Source organism: Rhodococcus sp. NPDC058521, from assembly GCF_042719695.1.
Classification (GTDB): domain Bacteria; phylum Actinomycetota; class Actinomycetes; order Mycobacteriales; family Mycobacteriaceae; genus Rhodococcus_F.
Genome location: NZ_JBHXNL010000004.1, coordinates 202,315 through 220,232, shown reverse-complemented (window position 1 = coordinate 220,232; position 17,918 = coordinate 202,315). Strand labels below are relative to the sequence as shown.

At 65.3% G+C, this 17,918-nt stretch carries 16 protein-coding genes; 3 read left to right on the top strand and 13 right to left on the bottom strand.

Features of this window, described 5'->3' with window-relative positions:
* Positions 1-99: 99 nt before the first annotated feature.
* The 3 genes from ACFWO3_RS09095 to ACFWO3_RS09085 form a co-directional block, all read right to left on the bottom strand.
* Positions 100-624: a hypothetical protein gene (locus tag ACFWO3_RS09095; protein WP_378576334.1), complete on the bottom strand. Its 525-nt coding sequence runs from the start codon at positions 622-624 to the stop codon at positions 100-102.
* Positions 625-637: 13 nt separating this feature from the next.
* A complete protein-coding gene (locus ACFWO3_RS09090; protein ID WP_378576332.1) occupies positions 638-1,237 on the bottom strand; it encodes a hypothetical protein in 600 nt (199 codons plus the stop codon).
* Positions 1,238-1,303: 66 nt separating this feature from the next.
* A complete protein-coding gene (locus ACFWO3_RS09085) occupies positions 1,304-1,996 on the bottom strand; it encodes a TVP38/TMEM64 family protein (protein WP_378576330.1) in 693 nt (230 codons plus the stop codon).
* Between the two features lie 216 nt (positions 1,997-2,212).
* Between ACFWO3_RS09085 and ACFWO3_RS09080 the strand changes: the two genes are divergently transcribed.
* From ACFWO3_RS09080 to meaB, 3 genes are read left to right on the top strand one after another with little or no spacing between them, the layout of a single operon-like run.
* Positions 2,213-4,105: a methylmalonyl-CoA mutase family protein gene (locus ACFWO3_RS09080; protein WP_378576656.1), complete on the top strand. Its 1,893-nt coding sequence runs from the start codon at positions 2,213-2,215 to the stop codon at positions 4,103-4,105.
* Complete coding sequence (scpA, locus tag ACFWO3_RS09075) at positions 4,102-6,366, top strand: methylmalonyl-CoA mutase (protein WP_378576328.1); 2,265 nt, start codon at positions 4,102-4,104, stop codon at positions 6,364-6,366. Before ACFWO3_RS09080 ends, scpA begins: the two co-directional genes overlap by 4 nt.
* 1 nt (position 6,367) lies before the next feature.
* Positions 6,368-7,369 carry a methylmalonyl Co-A mutase-associated GTPase MeaB gene (gene meaB, locus ACFWO3_RS09070; protein WP_378576326.1) on the top strand — a complete coding sequence of 334 codons (1,002 nt, stop codon included), beginning with the start codon at positions 6,368-6,370 and terminating at the stop codon, positions 7,367-7,369.
* Here the strand turns inward: meaB and ACFWO3_RS09065 are convergent.
* From ACFWO3_RS09065 to gndA, 10 genes are all read right to left on the bottom strand, one after another.
* A complete protein-coding gene (locus tag ACFWO3_RS09065; RefSeq protein WP_378576324.1) occupies positions 7,358-8,404 on the bottom strand; it encodes a nucleoside hydrolase in 1,047 nt (348 codons plus the stop codon). The genes meaB and ACFWO3_RS09065 overlap by 12 nt on opposite strands.
* Positions 8,401-8,877, bottom strand: a complete 477-nt coding sequence (locus ACFWO3_RS09060) for an OsmC family protein (RefSeq protein WP_378576322.1) — start codon at positions 8,875-8,877, stop codon at positions 8,401-8,403. The genes ACFWO3_RS09065 and ACFWO3_RS09060 overlap by 4 nt, the downstream gene beginning before the upstream one ends.
* 29 nt (positions 8,878-8,906) lie before the next feature.
* The gene (locus ACFWO3_RS09055; protein ID WP_378576320.1) at positions 8,907-9,797 is read right to left on the bottom strand and encodes a 3-methyladenine DNA glycosylase; all 891 of its coding nucleotides are present in this window, start codon (positions 9,795-9,797) and stop codon (positions 8,907-8,909) included.
* Positions 9,794-10,888, bottom strand: coding sequence for a hemolysin family protein (locus tag ACFWO3_RS09050; RefSeq protein ID WP_378576318.1), 1,095 nt, complete (start codon positions 10,886-10,888; stop codon positions 9,794-9,796). Before ACFWO3_RS09050 ends, ACFWO3_RS09055 begins: the two co-directional genes overlap by 4 nt.
* Positions 10,881-12,239 (bottom strand): hemolysin family protein, encoded by a 1,359-nt coding sequence (locus ACFWO3_RS09045; RefSeq protein WP_378576316.1) that lies wholly within the window; start codon positions 12,237-12,239, stop codon positions 10,881-10,883. The genes ACFWO3_RS09050 and ACFWO3_RS09045 overlap by 8 nt, the downstream gene beginning before the upstream one ends.
* On the bottom strand, positions 12,236-12,466 hold the full coding sequence (locus tag ACFWO3_RS09040) for a hypothetical protein (protein WP_378576314.1): 231 nt from the start codon (positions 12,464-12,466) through the stop codon (positions 12,236-12,238). Before ACFWO3_RS09040 ends, ACFWO3_RS09045 begins: the two co-directional genes overlap by 4 nt.
* A 154-nt stretch (positions 12,467-12,620) precedes the next feature.
* Positions 12,621-14,057 (bottom strand): GuaB1 family IMP dehydrogenase-related protein, encoded by a 1,437-nt coding sequence (locus ACFWO3_RS09035; protein WP_378576312.1) that lies wholly within the window; start codon positions 14,055-14,057, stop codon positions 12,621-12,623.
* 3 nt (positions 14,058-14,060) lie between these two features.
* The gene (locus tag ACFWO3_RS09030) at positions 14,061-14,939 is read right to left on the bottom strand and encodes a DMT family transporter (protein ID WP_378576311.1); all 879 of its coding nucleotides are present in this window, start codon (positions 14,937-14,939) and stop codon (positions 14,061-14,063) included.
* A gap of 56 nt (positions 14,940-14,995) precedes the next feature.
* Positions 14,996-16,339 (bottom strand): DEAD/DEAH box helicase, encoded by a 1,344-nt coding sequence (locus tag ACFWO3_RS09025; protein ID WP_378576309.1) that lies wholly within the window; start codon positions 16,337-16,339, stop codon positions 14,996-14,998.
* A 76-nt stretch (positions 16,340-16,415) separates the two neighbouring features.
* Positions 16,416-17,867: an NADP-dependent phosphogluconate dehydrogenase gene (gndA, locus tag ACFWO3_RS09020; protein WP_378576307.1), complete on the bottom strand. Its 1,452-nt coding sequence runs from the start codon at positions 17,865-17,867 to the stop codon at positions 16,416-16,418.
* Between the last annotated feature and the right edge of the window lie 51 nt (positions 17,868-17,918).

The following is a 17,918-nucleotide window of genomic DNA, read 5'->3' as shown; positions in this document are numbered from 1 at the left end:
CCGAACTTAACCTGGGGGGGGGCCTGGGGGGCGCACCGTAGACTGACCCCCACACCCCCCCCCCGCCGTACACCTTGCGGGGGGGCGGGCCCTGATCACCTAGGTGATCAGGGCCCGACCCGTTCCGCATACCGCGAGAGCCCACAGAACGCTCGTGAACGTGCCGATGATGAACTGTTCCGAAGCGTTGGGTTCACGAAGTTCGGGATACCGTGCAAGTCCTTTCACTGCGAGGACGACGGCTATCCCCTCCGGCCACGCCGCAAGGATGGCGACGGCGACGGCGGTACGCTCTAGCAACCCGATGATGCGGCCGCCGCGCAGTGGGCCGGGGTCGGGGGAGGCCTGTTCCGGTGCGGGTTCGCCGGAATCGTGCTCGCGGCGAGCTACACGAAACGCCGCGAGCACGAGAGGTGCTCCTCCGGTCGCCGATGCAGCGACACAGACAACCAGAGTGGCGCCGAGGGCAAAACCGCTGACCGGGGCGGCGCCGGTGGCGGCGAGTGCTGCCACCGCCAGCGACACGACGCCGACCGCGGGGGACACCCATGCGGGGACGCGCGCGGTGAGTACGAGTGGGGACACGGCGGCGATGCCGAGTGCGAGGAGCGCGAGAACCGTCATGCGTCGCTTTCTGTCACGATTCGGCGGGCTGTTCCGAATCGGCTTGGACCAGGAGTCGTTCGGCAAGTCTGCGGCCGGAGACCTCCACTTGCCAGGCTGCGGTGGAAAGTCGTTGTGATACTGCCTGTTTGCTGATGCCCAGATCGCGAGAGGCTTCGGTCTGGGTCATGCCGGTGCGCATGCGGGTGACGGCTTCACGACCTTCCGCGGATCTTCGAGCGATCAGCACCGCGACGAGTGTCAGCGCAGTTTCCGCGTCGGCTGCGGCGTCTTCTTCCGGCCCTTCCACGGCGACGCGACCGGCCATGCTCTTGGCTCTGTCCACGGCGACTCTGGCCGTTTCGAATGCGCGCCCGCGACCGGCTCTCGTCTCTTCGGGGAGTGGTTCTTCGACCGGGCCTACGCCGATGCCGATGCTCCAATGTCCGCGCTCGACGAGGTCGAGGGCGATGTCCACGACCACGCGGGCGTCGTCGACCACAGCCTGCATTTCGTCGCCGGCCGTGCGTTGAAACGGTCTGACGAGTTCGTCGGCGCATTGTGATTCGACGAGATCCTGCACGCGGTCGACATCACTTCGACTGCCGCGTTGGTCTACCGTGAGAACGAACACAGGTAAAGGCTAGAAGCTGGATATCAACAAGTCAAGGTTCAGAGTTTGACTATTGGGAATCAACCTTCAGTGCTTGACGGATGTTTTCTCAGGTTCCGTGGACCCACGCACGTCCCCGCCTGGAACCGGCCGCCGCGAATCGATGATCAAACCGATGATCCCCACCGCGATGCATCCAGCCGACACCGCGAGCATTCTCGGATCGGTCTCGCCGGTCAATGCGTCCCCGAGCACCACGATTCCGACAGTGCCCGGCAACGTACCGATCACGGTCGCCGCGACGTACGGGACGATCCGAATGGACGACACTCCGCAGCAGTAGTTGACCACGGAGAACGGCACGAAGGCTATGAGACGGAGCGAGCCGACGGCGAGCCATCCTCGACGTGCTATGCGCTCGTCCACCCGGCGCACGGTTGGGCTCGATATGTACTGCCACACCACTTCCCGGCCAACTGCCCGGACGAGGTAGAGCGCGATGACCGCACTGACCACGGACGCCGACACCGCGATCGCGATTCCCCACCAAGCCCCGAAGAGCAGACCGGCGCTGAGCGTGAAAACGGTACGAGGAAACGGCAGCACAGTGACCAGCGCATGCACCACGAAGAACACCAGCGGAAACATCGGGCCCACCGAATCCGCCCAGTCGCGAAACTGCATAACGGACGGAAGCGGTACGAACAAGACGACCAGGACGAAGATCGCGGCGAGGATCAGGCCACCGATCACCCTACGGTCACGGAGGCGTCTGGTCACAGCACCCGAGATTACCCGCTCGCGGCTGCTGCGACGTCTCGGCGAGAAACCGCAACCACCTGAAGAATCGCAACGTGAGGGCATCCTCATGATGCCCCCGACTGTGATGCAGCTAGCATCACAGAGAAAGATCCCGATCATCAGCTCTACGGCCGTGATTCGCCACCGCCGATCCATGACGGAGAGGAAGCCGACACTGTGTCACCCACGCAGAACGTGTCACCAGCTTCGACAGACGACGAGTCCGTGGCCTACGCACGGTGGCAACAGGGCGTCGCCGGTGTCCTGGCGAAGTCACGCCGCATCGAGCCGTCCGAGCTCGGCACCGAGCCGCAGAAGCTACTGGACACGATCACCTATGACGGGGTGACGGTCGCGCCGCTATACAGTCCCCGGGACGAGCTTCCGGAATCGCCGCTACCGGGCACCTACCCCTTCGTTCGTGGGGGCAGCAAGACTCGAGACGTCAACGCGGGTTGGCACGTCGCCACCGTCTTCGGGGACGGGACTGCGGTTCCTTCCGACGTAAACACTGCACTGCTCGACTCGCTCCAGAACGGTGTCGGTGCGATCTGGTTGCGCCATTCGACGAGCGCTCGACTCGACGACACTTCGTCACTCGACACCATTCTCGACGGCGTGTACCTGGACCTGGCGCCGATCACTCTCGACGCCGGTTCGCGAGCCGCCGAGGCCGCCGAGGCACTGTATGCGGTGCTGGATTCGCGCGCTGCAGCGGGTGACGGGGTGACCGACAGGTCGGCCGTTCGGGTCCAGCTCGGCGCGGCACCTCTGACGAGCGCCTATTCGTCCACCGACGATGTCGACCTCGACAGTGCGTCGTCGCTTGCGGCCGCCGCGTCGGAGCGCGCAGAGACGGTCCGGGCGATCACCGTGGACGGAACGGTGTTCCACAATCGAGGTGCCTCGGATTCGGAGGAGCTGGGCGCCGCAGCCGCTGCGGGGCTCGAGTACCTACGAGCCCTCACGTCACACGGCATGACCATCTCGGATGCTCTCGATCAAATCGCGTTCCGCTTGTCGGCCACCGACGATCAGTTCCAGACGATCGCCAAGTTCCGTGCAGCTCGAGTCGTCTGGGCGCGAATCGCCCAGGCGTGCGGCGCACCCGAGGCCGGCAATGCCCCACAGCATGCGATCACGTCAGCGGCGATGATGGCGCAGCGAGACCCCTGGGTGAACATGTTGCGCACCACCCTCGCCGCGTTCGGTGCCGGTGTCGGTGGCGCGGACGTCGTCACGGTACTGCCGTTCGACTCGGCGCTACCGGACGGAACCTTGGCGATATCGAAGTCGTTCGCTGCCCGCATCGCCCGTAACACCCAACTACTCCTTCTCGAGGAGTCGCACCTCGGGCGGGTGATGGACCCGGCCGCCGGTTCCTGGTACGTCGAGGACCTCACCGCCGAGATCGCGGCGAAGGCCTGGGAGTTCTTCCAGGAGATCGAGGCCGCGGGCGGATTCGCCGACGCAACGGCCACGATCACGGATCGCTTCGCGGCCACCCGGGCTGCCCGGGACCGCGACATCGCGCACCGCAAGACGACCGTCACGGGTGTGAACGAGTTCCCCAACCTGGGTGAGGCGCCGCTTCCGGTAGGGGCGGCGGACCACGATTCGTCGGTGCACCGCTATGCCGCCGCGTACGAACGACTCCGCGACCGATCCGACGAGTATCTGGCAGCCCACGGGGCTCGCCCGAAGGTTCTGCTGATTCCCCTGGGCCCGGTTGCGGAGCACAACGTGCGCACCACCTTCGGCACCAACCTGCTGGCGGCAGGCGGCATCGAGGCGGTCGATCCAGGTCCGCTGCAGGTCGGGACAGGCGAGATCGCTGCGGCAGTGACGGCGGCCGACTCTCCGATCGCCCTGCTGTGCGGTACCGACAAGCGGTATGGCGAAGAGGCGGCGGCCGCGGTGGAGGAGTTACGCTCCACGACGATCGGCACCGTCCTCCTCGCAGGGCCCGAGGGGGCCTTCGCCGACGTGGAGCCGGACAAGCGCCCCGACGGCTTCGTGACGGCAAAGATCGACGCGGTGGCGGTGCTCTCGGAACTTCTGGACATCATCACAGGGAGTGCGAAGTGACTACACGAGACGTCCGCCATGTGATCGGCAGCTTTGCCGACGTGCCTCTGGTGGATCCGGACTTTCCGGCCCCCGAAGGGCCCACCCCCGAGGCGACGGAATCCTTCGTGACCGAATCGGCTGCGGCGAACAACTATTCACCGGAGCAGGTCGTCTGGTCCACACCCGAAGGCATCGACGTCAAACCGGTGTACACCAAGGCCGACCGCGATGCGGTGGCTTCGGAGGGGTACCCCCTCGGCAGCTTCCCGGGTGCCGCGCCGTACCTGCGCGGGCCGTACCCGACGATGTACGTCAATCAGCCGTGGACGATTCGTCAGTACGCAGGTTTCTCCACCGCGGCCGAATCCAATGCCTTCTACCGTCGCAACCTGGCGGCGGGTCAGAAGGGGTTGTCCGTGGCTTTCGACCTCGCGACCCACCGAGGATACGACTCCGACCATCCCCGAGTGCAGGGTGACGTGGGCATGGCGGGTGTCGCGATCGACTCGATCCTCGACATGCGGCAATTGTTCGACCACATTCCGCTCGACAAGGTCAGTGTGTCGATGACGATGAACGGTGCGGTGCTGCCGATTCTGGCTCTCTACGTGGTTGCCGCGGAGGAGCAGGGTGTCGCTCCGGAACAGCTGGCCGGAACCATTCAGAACGACATTCTGAAAGAGTTCATGGTCCGCAACACCTACATCTACCCGCCGAAACCGTCGATGCGCATCATCTCGGACATCTTCGCCTACACCAGCGCGAAGATGCCGAAGTTCAACTCGATCTCCATCTCGGGATACCACATCCAAGAAGCCGGTGCCACAGCCGATCTCGAGCTCGCGTACACCCTCGCGGACGGTGTCGAGTACATCCGTGCTGGCCTCGATGCAGGCATGGAGATCGACAAGTTCGCGCCCCGCCTGTCGTTCTTCTGGGCGATCGGCATGAACTTCTTCATGGAGGTTGCCAAGCTCCGGGCCGGTCGACTGCTCTGGAGTGAGTTGGTCGCCAAGTTCGATCCGCAGTCACCGAAATCGCTGTCCCTGCGCACCCATTCGCAGACATCCGGCTGGTCGTTGACCGCACAGGACGTTTACAACAACGTCTCACGCACGTGCGTCGAGGCCATGGCGGCCACGCAGGGGCACACCCAGTCGCTGCACACGAACGCACTGGACGAGGCGTTGGCGCTGCCGACGGACTTCTCCGCTCGTATCGCCCGGAACACACAGCTTCTGTTGCAACAGGAGTCGGGGACCGTTCGTCCGATCGATCCTTGGGGAGGCTCGCACTACGTCGAATGGCTCACCCACCAGCTGGCGAACAAGGCCCGGGCGCACATCGCGGAGGTCGAAGAGGCCGGCGGTATGGCTCAGGCGATCAGCGAGGGGATTCCCAAGCTTCGCATCGAAGAAGCCGCGGCACGCACGCAGGCCCGCATCGATTCGGGACGCCAGCCGCTGGTGGGTGTCAACAAGTACGTCCCCGACGAACCCGACGAGATCGAGGTTCTCAAGGTCGAGAACTCGCGCGTGCGAAAAGAACAGATCGAGAAGCTCGAACGCCTGCGGGCGGAGCGTGACGAGGCGGCCACGCAGGCGGCACTCGCCGAATTGACCCGTGCCGCGGCGTCGACCGACGGCGGTATGGAGAACAACCTCCTCGCGCTGGCGATCGACGCGGCCCGCGCGAAGGCTACCGGTGGTGAGATCTCAGACGCACTGGAGAAGGTGTACGGCCGCCATCAAGCCGAGATTCGCACCATCAGCGGCGTATACCGCGACGAGGCGGGAAAGGTCGACAACATCACCAAGGCAACGGAACTCGTGGAGAAGTTCGCGGAGGAGGAAGGCCGTCGCCCGCGTGTGCTCATCGCGAAGATGGGGCAGGACGGCCACGACCGTGGACAGAAGGTGATCGCAACGGCATTCGCGGACATCGGATTCGATGTGGACGTCGGACCCCTGTTCCAGACCCCGGAAGAGGTGGCGGCACAGGCCGCGGACAACGACGTGCACGTGGTCGGTGTGTCGTCGCTGGCTGCGGGTCACCTGACCCTGGTGCCGGCGCTGCGGGAGGCATTGGCGGCGGTCGGACGACCGGACATCATGATCGTGGTCGGCGGTGTGATCCCGCCCGGAGATTTCGACGAGCTGTACCGCGCCGGTGCCGCGGCGATCTTCCCACCGGGAACGGTCATCGCGGAGGCGGCGACCGGATTGCTCGAGAAGTTGTCCGCGCAGTTGGGTCACGACTCGAACGGATCCTCGGACTAGCATGGGCCGTCCTCCCGTCGACATCGACGCGTTGGCAGACGCTGTCCGTGGCAACCAGCGCGCCGGCCTGGCGCGGGCCATCACCCTGCTCGAGTCCACGAGAAGCGACCATCGGGATGCGGCGCAACAACTTCTGCTCGAGTTGTTGCCCGAGGCCGGCAATGCCCACCGAATCGGCATCACCGGGGTTCCCGGGGTCGGCAAGTCGACCTTCATCGATGCGCTGGGGATGCACCTGATCGGGAAGGGGCATCGGGTCGCCGTGCTCGCGGTCGATCCGTCCTCCACCCGTACGGGTGGTTCGATCCTCGGCGACAAGACGCGCATGGCAAGGCTCACTGTCGAGAAGGATGCCTACATCCGACCGTCTCCCACGTCGGGCACGCTGGGCGGGGTGGCGAAGGCGACGCGCGAGACCATCGTGCTGCTCGAGGCTGCCGGTTTCGACGTCATTCTCGTCGAGACGGTGGGAGTGGGTCAGTCCGAGGTCACCGTCGCCAACATGGTCGACTGCTTCTGCTTCCTCACCCTGGCGCGGACCGGAGACCAGCTCCAGGGAATCAAGAAGGGTGTTCTCGAGCTTGCCGACCTCGTCGCGGTCAACAAGGCGGATGGTAAGCACGAGCGCGAGGCAAAGGGTGCCGCACGCGAACTGGCGGGGGCACTTCGACTGATTCACCCGCACGACGCCGTCTGGACGCCACCGGTCCTGACGATGAGCGGTCTCGAAGAGATCGGCCTCGAAGAGTTCTGGGACACCGTGCAACGCCATCGGGAAGTGCTCACGGCTGCAGGACAGTTCGAAGAGAACCGTCGACGTCAGCAAGTCGACTGGACGTGGACGATGGTGAACGACCAGCTCCTCCGTCGGCTTTCGTCCAATCCCCGCGTCCGGGAGATCAAAGCCGATGTGGAACAACAGGTGCGGGGCGGGTCGCTCACGGCCGCCCTTGCGGCCTCCGCGATCCTCGATGCGTTCGACTCCGGTGTCTCAACCGACTGATTTGGCGTAACGACCGACGCGGCCGATCAGTTCCTCGAAGAATGCGGCCGGATCGGTCTCGACAGCGACGTCCACGTTGGGCGGGCGCCCCCAGTGTCCGGACCAGTCGGCGACGGTGGTGCCGCGGGTGATCGTGCCCTGCAGTTCGACATCCACGGTTGCCGGTCTCGTCTTCACGATCGACGGGTTCAGGGCCACGGCGGCGGCGAAGGGGTCGTGCATGTGGGCGAGGAATCCTTGATCGTGCGTCCGATGAAACTCCATGTAGAAGCGGATCGCATCCGACAGGTGACGAACTACCGTGTTGTCCGCGAGCGAGCGAACGTCGGAGTCGTCGTCCGGTGAGATGATCTCGTCGGGTGAGCTTCCCGCAGCGTCGGCGAGTCGACGTAAATGGGTCGGCGTCATCTCGATCGTCTCGGTGACGTCGAGTCCGCACACGATGGGTCGCCGATCCGCGGGCAGGCCGACGAAGGCGTCGAACACCTCCTTCGCCGCCTCTGGATCCACCGACACGTTCCACTCGGATGTCGGGGTCGTGTTTCCCGGATGATGGAAAGCGCCGCCCATCACGACCAGGCGGTGCAACAGGTGGGGGAGTCGGGGCTCGTCGCGAAGCGCCAGCGCAAGATTCGTCAATGGACCCGTGACGAGACCGACGAGCTCACCGGGGTGTCGGCGGACCAGGTCGACCCACATGTCGGTCGCTGTTCGGTCGGACAGGCGTCGGCCCGAATCGGGAAGGAGTGCGTGGCCGATACCTTGCGGCCCGTGAGTGTCTTCTGTCGTCCGCAAGGGACACACCAGGGGAATCCGCGCGCCGACTGCCACCTCGATGTCCGGTGCATCGCAAACGCCGAGCCAGTTCAGGTTGTTGGCCGCCACCTGCTCGACCGGAACGTTGCCTGCGGTACACGCGATTCCCAGGATCTCGGCGTCAGGGCTGGCCAGCAGGTACAGCAATGCAAGTGAATCGTCGATCCCGGTATCCACGTCGAGGACGAGTCGTGTGGGTGTCGGTCGGGTGGGGGTCACTGGACGTAGACCGAACCGCGATGGTGTACCGGGAAGTTCACCGATCTGGCGATGAAGCATTTGGCGTTGGCCTTCGGGTGCAAGTGTTCGGCGCGGGCAACCATCGACGGGTCGGCCACCGTGACCTCGGGTTGCAGGACGGCTTCGCTGAATTCGCCCGAGCCGTCCGGGTTCTCGATCATCGTCGCGGCGGGGTGGTCCGTGTACGCCACCACAACGACGCCGGACGCGGCTGCGATGCCCAGGTACCACAGCATGTGGCATTGCGAGAGTGCGGCGAGCAGCAGTTCCTCGGGATTCCATCGCTCGGAATCGCCGAGGAACGACGGGTCGGCGCTGCCGAGGAGATCAGGCTTCCCGCCAGCCGACACGACGTGATCGCGACCGTAGTTGCGATATCCGTCTGTTCCGCTGCCGCGGTCTCCCGTCCAGGCGACGTCGACCGAATAGGTGTGTGACTTCACGCGTTCCATACTGCCCGAAGAATCGAGTACCGCACGGGCTACGGGTCGAGCAGCACGCGGCAGCGCTCGAGAAGAGAGGCACGCAGGACCGCGGAGGTGTCGGCCAGCTCGGTCTGGCGACGAACGTATTCGGCACGGCCGGCGGGCGTTTCGATCGCGATGGGCTCATATCCGTAGTCCATCAGGTCGTAGGGGCTCGCACGCATGTCCAACTCACGCGCCCGAAGGGTGTGTTCGAAGCAGTCCATGATCACGTCCGAATCGACGAGCGGCGCGAGCTTGTACGCCCATTTGTAGAGGTCCATACCAGCGTGAAGGCAACCGGGTTGTTCGCGCTCGATCTGGTCGGAGCGTTCGAGCGGTAGGACGTTGCGGTGAGCCGCTCCGTCGGTGAAGAAGCGAAACGCGTCGTAATGGGTGCACCGCAGATTCATCGATTCGACGACCTCGTCCGTGCCGTCGTGACCGAGCCGAAGCGGGACCTGTTCGTGCCGGATCGTGTCGTCGTCGGTTCGATACACCATCGCCCACTCGTGTAGGCCGAAGCAACCGAGATTCGCGGGCCGATCTGCGGTGGCACGCAGCAGGTCTCGAACGAATCGGACGGTCGGGAGCCGACGGTCACGCATGTCAGGCCCCACCGTGACCGTGTCACCGTCAGCGACGTAACCGCCGTACCGCAGATAATCGTTCGCGCCGCTCCCGGTCAAGGCGTAGCCGTAACCGGGATGCCAACGACGCAGTTGATTGGGACGGTAGCTGTAGTAGGTGAAGAGGAAATCCTGGACCGGATGGGACACACCCGCAGCGCGTCGGTCGAGAATCGGACCGATCACCGAGGCCACTCTGGCGCGGTGACGGTCGCGGCGATCGTTCCAATCGTCGACGTCGAGCACCGTAGTGGCCTCGGTGGATCCGCTGGTCGTCACTTCGGTGCGTTCCTCCCCGGATTCACACCCTTGACGCGGTGCGTGCCGTCTCGGACGGTCCCGACGTACTCTTCCACCAGATCCTCGAGGGCGATGATGCCGACGACCGACCTGGTGGTGCCGTCGATCACCGCCCCCAGGTGTGCGCCGGCCCGCCGCAGTCCCGCCAACGCATCGGACATGGGCATCCCGAAGGACAGCCGGGGGAGGGGGCGGATGTCCTCCGTGGGAATGACCGTGTCCGGGCCCGCCGACTCGTCGAGGATGTCGTCGAGTACATCCTTGAGGTGCAGGTAGCCCATCGGGGGGCGATTCGAGTCCCGCACGGGGTACCGCGAGTAGCCGGTTTCGATCACTGCCTGCTCGATGTCGCCGAGCCGAGTGCCGCCGTCGACGAGTGGTACGGTCCGCACCTGCGCGAGCGGAATCATCACCTCTCCCACGGTGCGGTCGGCCGTTTCCAGGGCCTGAGTCAGTCGACGGTGTTCCTCGGCGTCGATCAGGCCTTCGGAACGTGATTCACCGATCATCTCGGACAGTTCCACCGTCGAGACGGTCACGTCGAGTTCGTCCTTGGGCTCCACCCGGAACATCCGAAGCGTCAGGTTCGCTGCCAGGTTGTAGAACGCGATGATCGGCCGCGCGATCTTGATGAACATCAGGTGCACCGGAACCAGCAACATCGCGGTCTTCTCAGGTCCGGCCAGTGCGATGTTCTTGGGCACCATCTCACCGAGCAGGATGTGCAACACCACGACCAGTGAGATCGCGACGGTGAACGACACCGGATGAAGGAAGCCGTCGGGAAGTCCGATCGCGTGCAGCGGTACCTCGAGCAGGTGTGCGATCGCCGGCTCGGCGACCTTACCGAGCAGAATCGAACAGATCGTGATGCCGAGTTGAGCGGCTGCAAGCATGAGCGACAGATGCTCACCGGCCGCGATGACGGCGACCGCCCGCTTCTTGCCCTGAGCGACAAGCGCTTCGAGTCGGTCACGGCGGGCAGAGATGAGCGCGAACTCTGCGCCCACGAAGAAGGCGTTTCCGGCGAGCAGCACGAAGGTCAGGAGAACTCCGAACACGTTATTCATCGGACTCTCCTGTTTCCGCCGAGGTAGGCGGGACCGGTACCAGAATCACCCGGTCGATACGACGGCCGTCCATGTGGGTGACCGTCGCGACCCAGCCGCCGGCTCGCGGACTCTGGTCCGTGGTGGGTAGTTCGACGCTGTCACCCTCGACCGGAATGCGTCCGAGGTGAGTCAGAACGAGGCCGCCCAGTGTGTCGTATTCGCCTTCCGGAGCCGCATAGCCGGTGGTGTCGGACACCTCGTCGATGCGCATCAGTCCCGAGCAGGACCAGCCGTCTCCGGCGCGTTGCACGTCGACCTCGGGTTCGTCGTGCTCGTCACGGACGTCTCCGAGGATTTCCTCGATCAGGTCCTCCATGGTGACCATGCCGGCCGTCCCGCCGTACTCGTCCACGACGAGGGCAACCTGCATACCGTCCGCACGAACGCGTTCCATGACCGAATCGCCGTCGAGACTCGACGGCACGATCGGCACCTTCTGCGCGAGAGTGTTCAGCCTCGCGGTGCGACGCCGTTCGGCCGACACCGTGAATGCGTGCTTGATGTGGACCACACCTACGGTGTCGTCGAGATCGCCGTCCACGATGGGGAATCGAGAGAATCCGGTCTGTGAGGCGAGGTCGATGAGGTCGGCGACGGTGTCCGTGGTGGCGAGGGTCTCGATCTTCACCCGCGGTGTCATCAACTCTTCAGCGGATCGGTCTCCGAAGCGGAGGGACCGATTGACCAGCAGCGCAGTCTCCTCGTCGATCGCGCCCCGTTCTGCGGAAGTGTCGACGAGCGAACCGAGTTCCTGCGGTGAACGAGCGGAACGGAGTTCGTCGGCGGGCTCGATTCCCAATTTGCGGACCATCCAGTTGGCGGTGCCGTTCAACCCGTTGATCGCCCATTTGAACACTGCCGAAAACGCCGAGTGGATTCCTGCCGTGGAACGCGCGACCGGCAACGGGTGCGCGATGGCCAGGTTCTTCGGGACGAGTTCGCCGTAGATCATCGAGATGGACGTCGCAATCACGAGCGCAAGGACGAGTGAAGTCGCAGAAGCGGCGGATTCACCGACACCGACTGCGGTGAGGAGAGGGGTGATGAATCGGGCCAGGACCGGTTCCGCCAGATAACCCGTGATCAGGGTCGTGATCGTGATGCCCAACTGTGCGCCGGACAATTGGAACGACAGCGTGCGGTGGGCGCGCTGAACCTGACGCGAACGGCGGTCGCCATCGCGTGCTGCCGTATCGACGGTGCTGCGCTCGAGGGCGGTGAGCGAGAACTCGGCGGCCACGAACAGGGCCGTCCCCGCAGTGAGGGCGACGAACCCCACCAGACTCAGAATGGTGAAGAGCACGTTCATCGGGGATCACCGGCCACATCGACAGGGTGGACGGGGAACGCAGAATGGAGTGCGCCGGGATGGATTCCCGGCCTGGTAGAGGACCCCTCCGGTCCGGACGAATCGGTATCGGCCTCGGCCGGTACGGACCCGGGGGACACAACTACCTCGGGCGCACTGCCGACCTCCGGGGAGGTGGCGACGGCTGCAAAAGTGGGTGCCGCGGGCACCTGATTCCTTCCTGTCATGCTCGACCGGGAACGATCCTCGACGGGATCGCATCCGATGACGAGACCGAACGTGGAATCGCTGCCGGGTTCGACAGCGATTTCAGCAGACCATGCTACCGAGGGCCGCCCGATTCTGTGGTTTCGGGCGGACCTGTTTCGGCGATCGCGGAGGTCACCAACCCGACGGGAGTGGGCGCCCTTCCGCGAATCCGGCGGCGGACTGAATGCCGAGCACCGCCTTTTGGTGCAGCTCCTCGAGATTGCGTGCGCCCGCATATGTGCAGGTGCTGCGGACACCGGAGCAGATGTGGTCGATCAGGTCCTCGACACCGGGGCGTTCGGGATCGAGGCGCATGCGCGAACTCGATATCCCCTCTTCGAACAGTGCCTTGCGGGCGCGGTCGAAGGCGCTGTCGGTAGCCGTACGTGCGGCAACCGCCCGCTTCGACGCCATACCGAAACTCTCCTTGTAGGCGTATCCGGTCCGATCGACGTGGAGGTCGCCCGGAGACTCGTACGTGCCGGCGAACCATGAACCGATCATGACGTTGGATGCACCGGCGGCGAGTGCCAGCGCAACGTCACGCGGGTGGCGTACCCCGCCGTCGGCCCACACGTGCACGCCCAACTCGCGGGCAGCGGCCGCGCACTCGCGTACCGCCGACAGCTGGGGGCGGCCCACCCCGGTCATCATGCGAGTCGTGCACATCGCACCCGGACCGACACCGACCTTCACGATGTCCGCACCGGCCTCGACCAGATCGCGGGTACCTGCCGCCGACACCACGTTGCCCGCCACGATCGGAACGCCGATATCGGCCGCCTTCAGGGTGCGAAGCGCGTCGATCATCTTCTGTTGATGCCCGTGTGCGGTATCGAGAACCAGAAGGTCGGCACCGACCTCGACCAGTGCCTTCGCCTTGGCGGCGACGTCACCGTTCACTCCGACTGCCGCAGCAACACGGAGAGCGCCGTTGGTATCGACGGCCGGGTCGTAAATCCCCGCGCGGACCGCGCCGGTTCGGGTCAGCACACCGGCGAGCGTTCCGTCGTCGTGGACGAGTACGGCAATCGGGTCGTGCCGGGACTCGAGAAGCGCGAACACCTCACGCGAGGACGCCGTCACCGGTGCGGTGGCGAAGTCACGGATGGCGACGGCATCGAGCCGGGTGAACCGGTCCACGTCCGTGCACGCGGCTTCGGTGACGACGCCGACGGGGCGGTCGTCCTGGACTACGACCACGGCACGGTGAGCCCGCTTCGAGATCAGCGCGAGGGCATCCGACACCGCCGCGTCGGGGCCCAGCGTCACGGGGGTGTCGGCCACGAGGTTGCGGCTCTTGACGAACGACACGGTCTCGGCGACGGCATGTGCAGGAAGGTCCTGGGGCAGGACCACCAATCCGCCACGACGCGCCACGGTCTCCGCCATTCGCTTACCTGCGACGGCCGTCATGTTGGCGACGACGATCGGAATCGTCGTGCCCGATCCGTCGGCGGTCGCAAGATCCACGTCGAAACGTGAGGTGACCTCGGTGTGGTTGGGGACGAGGAAGACATCGTCGTACGTGAGGTCGTACTGAGGGGCATGCCCTTCGAGGAAGTTCACGAGTCACGAGGCTACAGAGGAGCGCGCCCCCGCGCTCGGCCCTGTGGGCGATTCCGCGCGAGACAGTCCGATCGTCGTAACCAACATGACAGCGACCGCCACCAGAACGAGCACGAGACCGAATCCGTCGGTCCGAAGCCGCTCGTCCAGAACGGTGATTCCCAGGAACACGGCGGCAATCGGCTCACCGATCGTCAGAGCGGGGAGCGACGCCGAGAGCGGGCCCACCTGAAATGCGCGTTGCTGCAGGTAAACGCCCACGACTCCGGATACAAGGAGGGTCCATACCTGCCAGCTCGTCACGACGCCCCACAACCCGTGGGACAGGAGTTCGACGACGTACTTCGTGAGCGCAACGGCGACTCCGTAGCAGATTCCGGCAGCGGCCCCCAGCGCCAAGGCACGCCAGCCGGCGGAGATCGGTGCGAGTCCTGCGGAGACCGACGCGACGATCACGACCAGGACAATCGAGAGCGGGACCAACCATTCGTGAGCGGGAGCGTCGATGTTGCCCTCGGTCGGATCACCGACCACGAGAAACACGGCGAGCGACACGCTGAGACCGACCGCGAGAATCCACGTGGCGCGCGTCATCCGATGCGATCCGAATCGAGCGGACAACGGCAACGCGAACAGCAGCGACGACACCAAGAGGGGTTGAACCAACATCACGGAACCGAGCGACAGGGCCACGACCTGCATCAGGTAGCCGCCTCCGTCGCCGATCACACCTGCCCACCACCGGGGGCTGCGGACGAGCGCGGAGACGAGGGCGTCTCCTTCCGGAACCTGCGCGGCAGCGGACTGTTGAGCGACCGACGCGCAGGCGAAGAGCAACGCCGCGACCAGCGCGCATCCGACCGCGACCAGGGAGAAACTCACCGGTCAAGTGTGGCACCTTCGTCAGTTGCGACAGGGGCATTCCGGGTAGACCGAGTTCAGCGCGGGCCGCGGCGTCTTCGGCCTCGGCTCGATCCGTATCGGGTCGAGCCGAGGCCGCCACGGGACGTCGCGGCCCGGCGTCGAGCGTCCTTGCCCGCGCCGCGAGCGTCGCGCCCTGACCTCGGCGTCGACGGCGGAGAGGACGAGGGAACCGGGACAACGGGAGTCCCGCTCGGGCTTCGTGCACCGGTGATCGTGCGCAGGCGCTCACCGCCCGGTGCGACGTCGAAACCGATGATGTCGACACCGGCCCGGTCGAGCATTCGGGTGACGAGGGGGAGTTCGTCCTCGGTGACCAAGGTGACCACGGTGCCGGCCTCACCGGCGCGAGCCGTGCGACCTGCGCGGTGCACGTAATCCTTGGACTCGAGGGGCGGGTCGACATGGACGACCAGCGATACGTCGTCGACATGGATTCCGCGAGCCGCTACATCCGTGCAGACGAGTACGCCCGACGGGTCCTGAGCGAACGAGGACAACGTCTGGTTTCGGTGAGTTTGCGTCTTCTCGCCGTGCAGTGCGCCCGCGGGCACACCGACACCGCGTAACCGAGCCGCCAGATCGTCGACCCCTTCGCGGGTACGCACGAAGAGAAGCGTGCGCCCGGCCCTCGAGGCGATCTCGGCGACGACGGCTTGTTTCTCCGAGCGGACCACGTGGAAGAGAAAGTGCGTCATCTCGGGCACGTTGGCTTGCACGGCCGAAGTCGTGTGCAAGATGGGGTCCCGAAGGTAGCTGCCTATCAAAGCGTCGACCGCGTCGTCCAATGTTGCCGAGAACAGCAGACGCTGGCTGCCGACCGCAGTGGCATCGAGGACCGTGCGGATCTGCGGGACGAATCCCAACTCGGCCAGGTGGTCGGCCTCGTCGACAGTGGTGATCGTTATCGCGTCGAGGGAGATCGATCCCTTGTCGAGATGATCGACGAGCCTTCCGGGGGTGGCCACCACGACATCGACACCTCGGGTGAGGCGGTCGATCTGACGTTTCAACGGGACGCCGCCGACCAGTGCAGCGACTCGTACCCCCACGGACCGCGCCGGCTCTTCCAGGTCGCGTTCGATCTGCAGCGCAAGTTCGCGCGTCGGCGCGAGAATCAACCCACGCGGACAGCTCGGGCGGCTGGCAGAGCCACGAAGCCGCACCAACATCGGCAGACCGAAGGCGAGCGTCTTGCCCGACCCTGTGGGACCTCTGCCGAGGACGTCACGGCCCGCGAGAACATCGGGAATGGTGGCCGTTTGAATGGGAAAGGGGGAGTGGACGCCCACTCCGCGCAGGGCGTGCACCATCACGGCGGGGAGGCCGAGCGAGGCGAACGACACGTCCGGATCGCTCACGGTCGAAGACTTCGCGTCGAGGCACACCGGCCGGACACCCACGCAGGTGTCCGGCCGGTGTGCGTGAGTGGCTCGATCAAGCCTTGACCTCGGAGCGGTCGCCACTCCACAACGTGTGGAACTTGCCTTCTGCATCCGTCCGCTCGTAGGTGTGAGCGCCGAAGAAGTCTCGCTGCCCCTGCGTCAGAGCAGCAGGCAGACGCTCGGCGCGCAGCGCGTCGTAGTAGGACAGCGAGGAGGCGAAGGCCGGCACCGGAATGCCCAGCAGGGTCGCGGTCGACACCACGCGACGCCAGCTGTCTATCGCCGTCTCGATGGCGTGTCGGAAGTACGGCGCCAGAATCAGGCTGGGCAGTTGCGGGTTCTCGTCGTACGCATCCTTGATCCGGTTGAGGAAGCGGGCACGAATGATGCAGCCGCCGCGCCAGATGGTGGCCAGATCGGCCGGGTTGACGTCCCAGCCGTATTCGGCGCTACCGGCCGCAATCTGGTCGAATCCTTGCGCGTACGCAACGACCTTCGACGCATACAGGGCCTGGCGAATGTCCTCGGTGAACCCTGCGGCGTCGGCGGGCCGGTCGGCGAGGGTGCCCGAAGCCAGGCCCACTGCAGCCTTTCGCTGCGCACGGGAGCCGGAAAGTGCACGCGCGAACACCGCCTCGCCGATACCCGTCACGGGAACACCGAGATCGAGGGCGGATTTCACGGTCCATCGTCCCGTGCCCTTCTGCTCGGCCGCGTCGACGATCACGTCGACCAGGGCCTTTCCCGTCTTGGCATCCTTCTGCCGCAACACCTCTGCGGTGATCTCGACGAGGTAGCTCTCGAGATCACCGGAGTTCCACTCGGTGAACACGTCCGCGATCGCATCCGCGTCGTAACCGAGCGCGTCACGGAACAGGTTGTAGGCCTCGCCGATGAGCTGCATGTCGGCGTACTCGATGCCGTTGTGGACCATCTTCACGAAGTGTCCGCTGCCGTCGGGGCCGATGTGGGTGCAGCACGGGGTCCCGTCGACCTGCGCCGCCACCGACTCGAGCAGCGGGCCGAGTGCCTCGTACGACTCCTTGGGGCCGCCCGGCATGATGGCGGGCCCGTTCAGAGCGCCCTCCTCACCACCGGAGATGCCCGCGCCCACGAAGTGCAAACCACGCTCACGCAACGCTGCTTCACGCCGAATCGTGTCCGTGTACAGCGCATTTCCGCCGTCGATGATGATGTCACCGGTCTCCATGGCACCCGCGAGTTCCTCGATCACCGCGTCGGTGGCATCACCGGCCTTCACCATGATCAGCACACGACGGGGCTTCTCCAATGCGGCGACGAACTCCTCGATCGACTCGGTTCGCACGAAGTCGCCTTCGGCGCCGTGTTCCGCGATGAGCGCATCGGTCTTGGCGACACTTCGGTTGTGCAATGCAACGGTGTGACCGTTACGTGCGAAGTTGCGCGCGATGTTGGATCCCATGACGGCCAGGCCCGTGACGCCGATCTGGGCGCGGGCCGCCTCCGTGTTGTTGTTCGTCATACCTACAGCTTTCCCCTTCGTTCCTGGGAGTCGAAACCGGGCTGGGAAACT

What these genes read in the sequence shown, in the direction of transcription:
- ACFWO3_RS09095 (WP_378576334.1), bottom strand. Translation starts at nt 624, where the DNA reads ATGACGGTTCTCGCGCTCCTCGCACTCGGCATCGCCGCCGTGTCCCCA.
- meaB (WP_378576326.1), top strand. Translation starts at nt 6,368, where the DNA reads ATGGGCCGTCCTCCCGTCGACATCGACGCGTTGGCAGACGCTGTCCGT.
- ACFWO3_RS09060 (WP_378576322.1), bottom strand. Translation starts at nt 8,877, where the DNA reads ATGGAACGCGTGAAGTCACACACCTATTCGGTCGACGTCGCCTGGACG.
- ACFWO3_RS09050 (WP_378576318.1), bottom strand. Translation starts at nt 10,888, where the DNA reads ATGAATAACGTGTTCGGAGTTCTCCTGACCTTCGTGCTGCTCGCCGGA.
- ACFWO3_RS09045 (WP_378576316.1), bottom strand. Translation starts at nt 12,239, where the DNA reads ATGAACGTGCTCTTCACCATTCTGAGTCTGGTGGGGTTCGTCGCCCTC.
- ACFWO3_RS09040 (WP_378576314.1), bottom strand. Translation starts at nt 12,466, where the DNA reads ATGACAGGAAGGAATCAGGTGCCCGCGGCACCCACTTTTGCAGCCGTC.
- gndA (WP_378576307.1), bottom strand. Translation starts at nt 17,867, where the DNA reads ATGACGAACAACAACACGGAGGCGGCCCGCGCCCAGATCGGCGTCACG.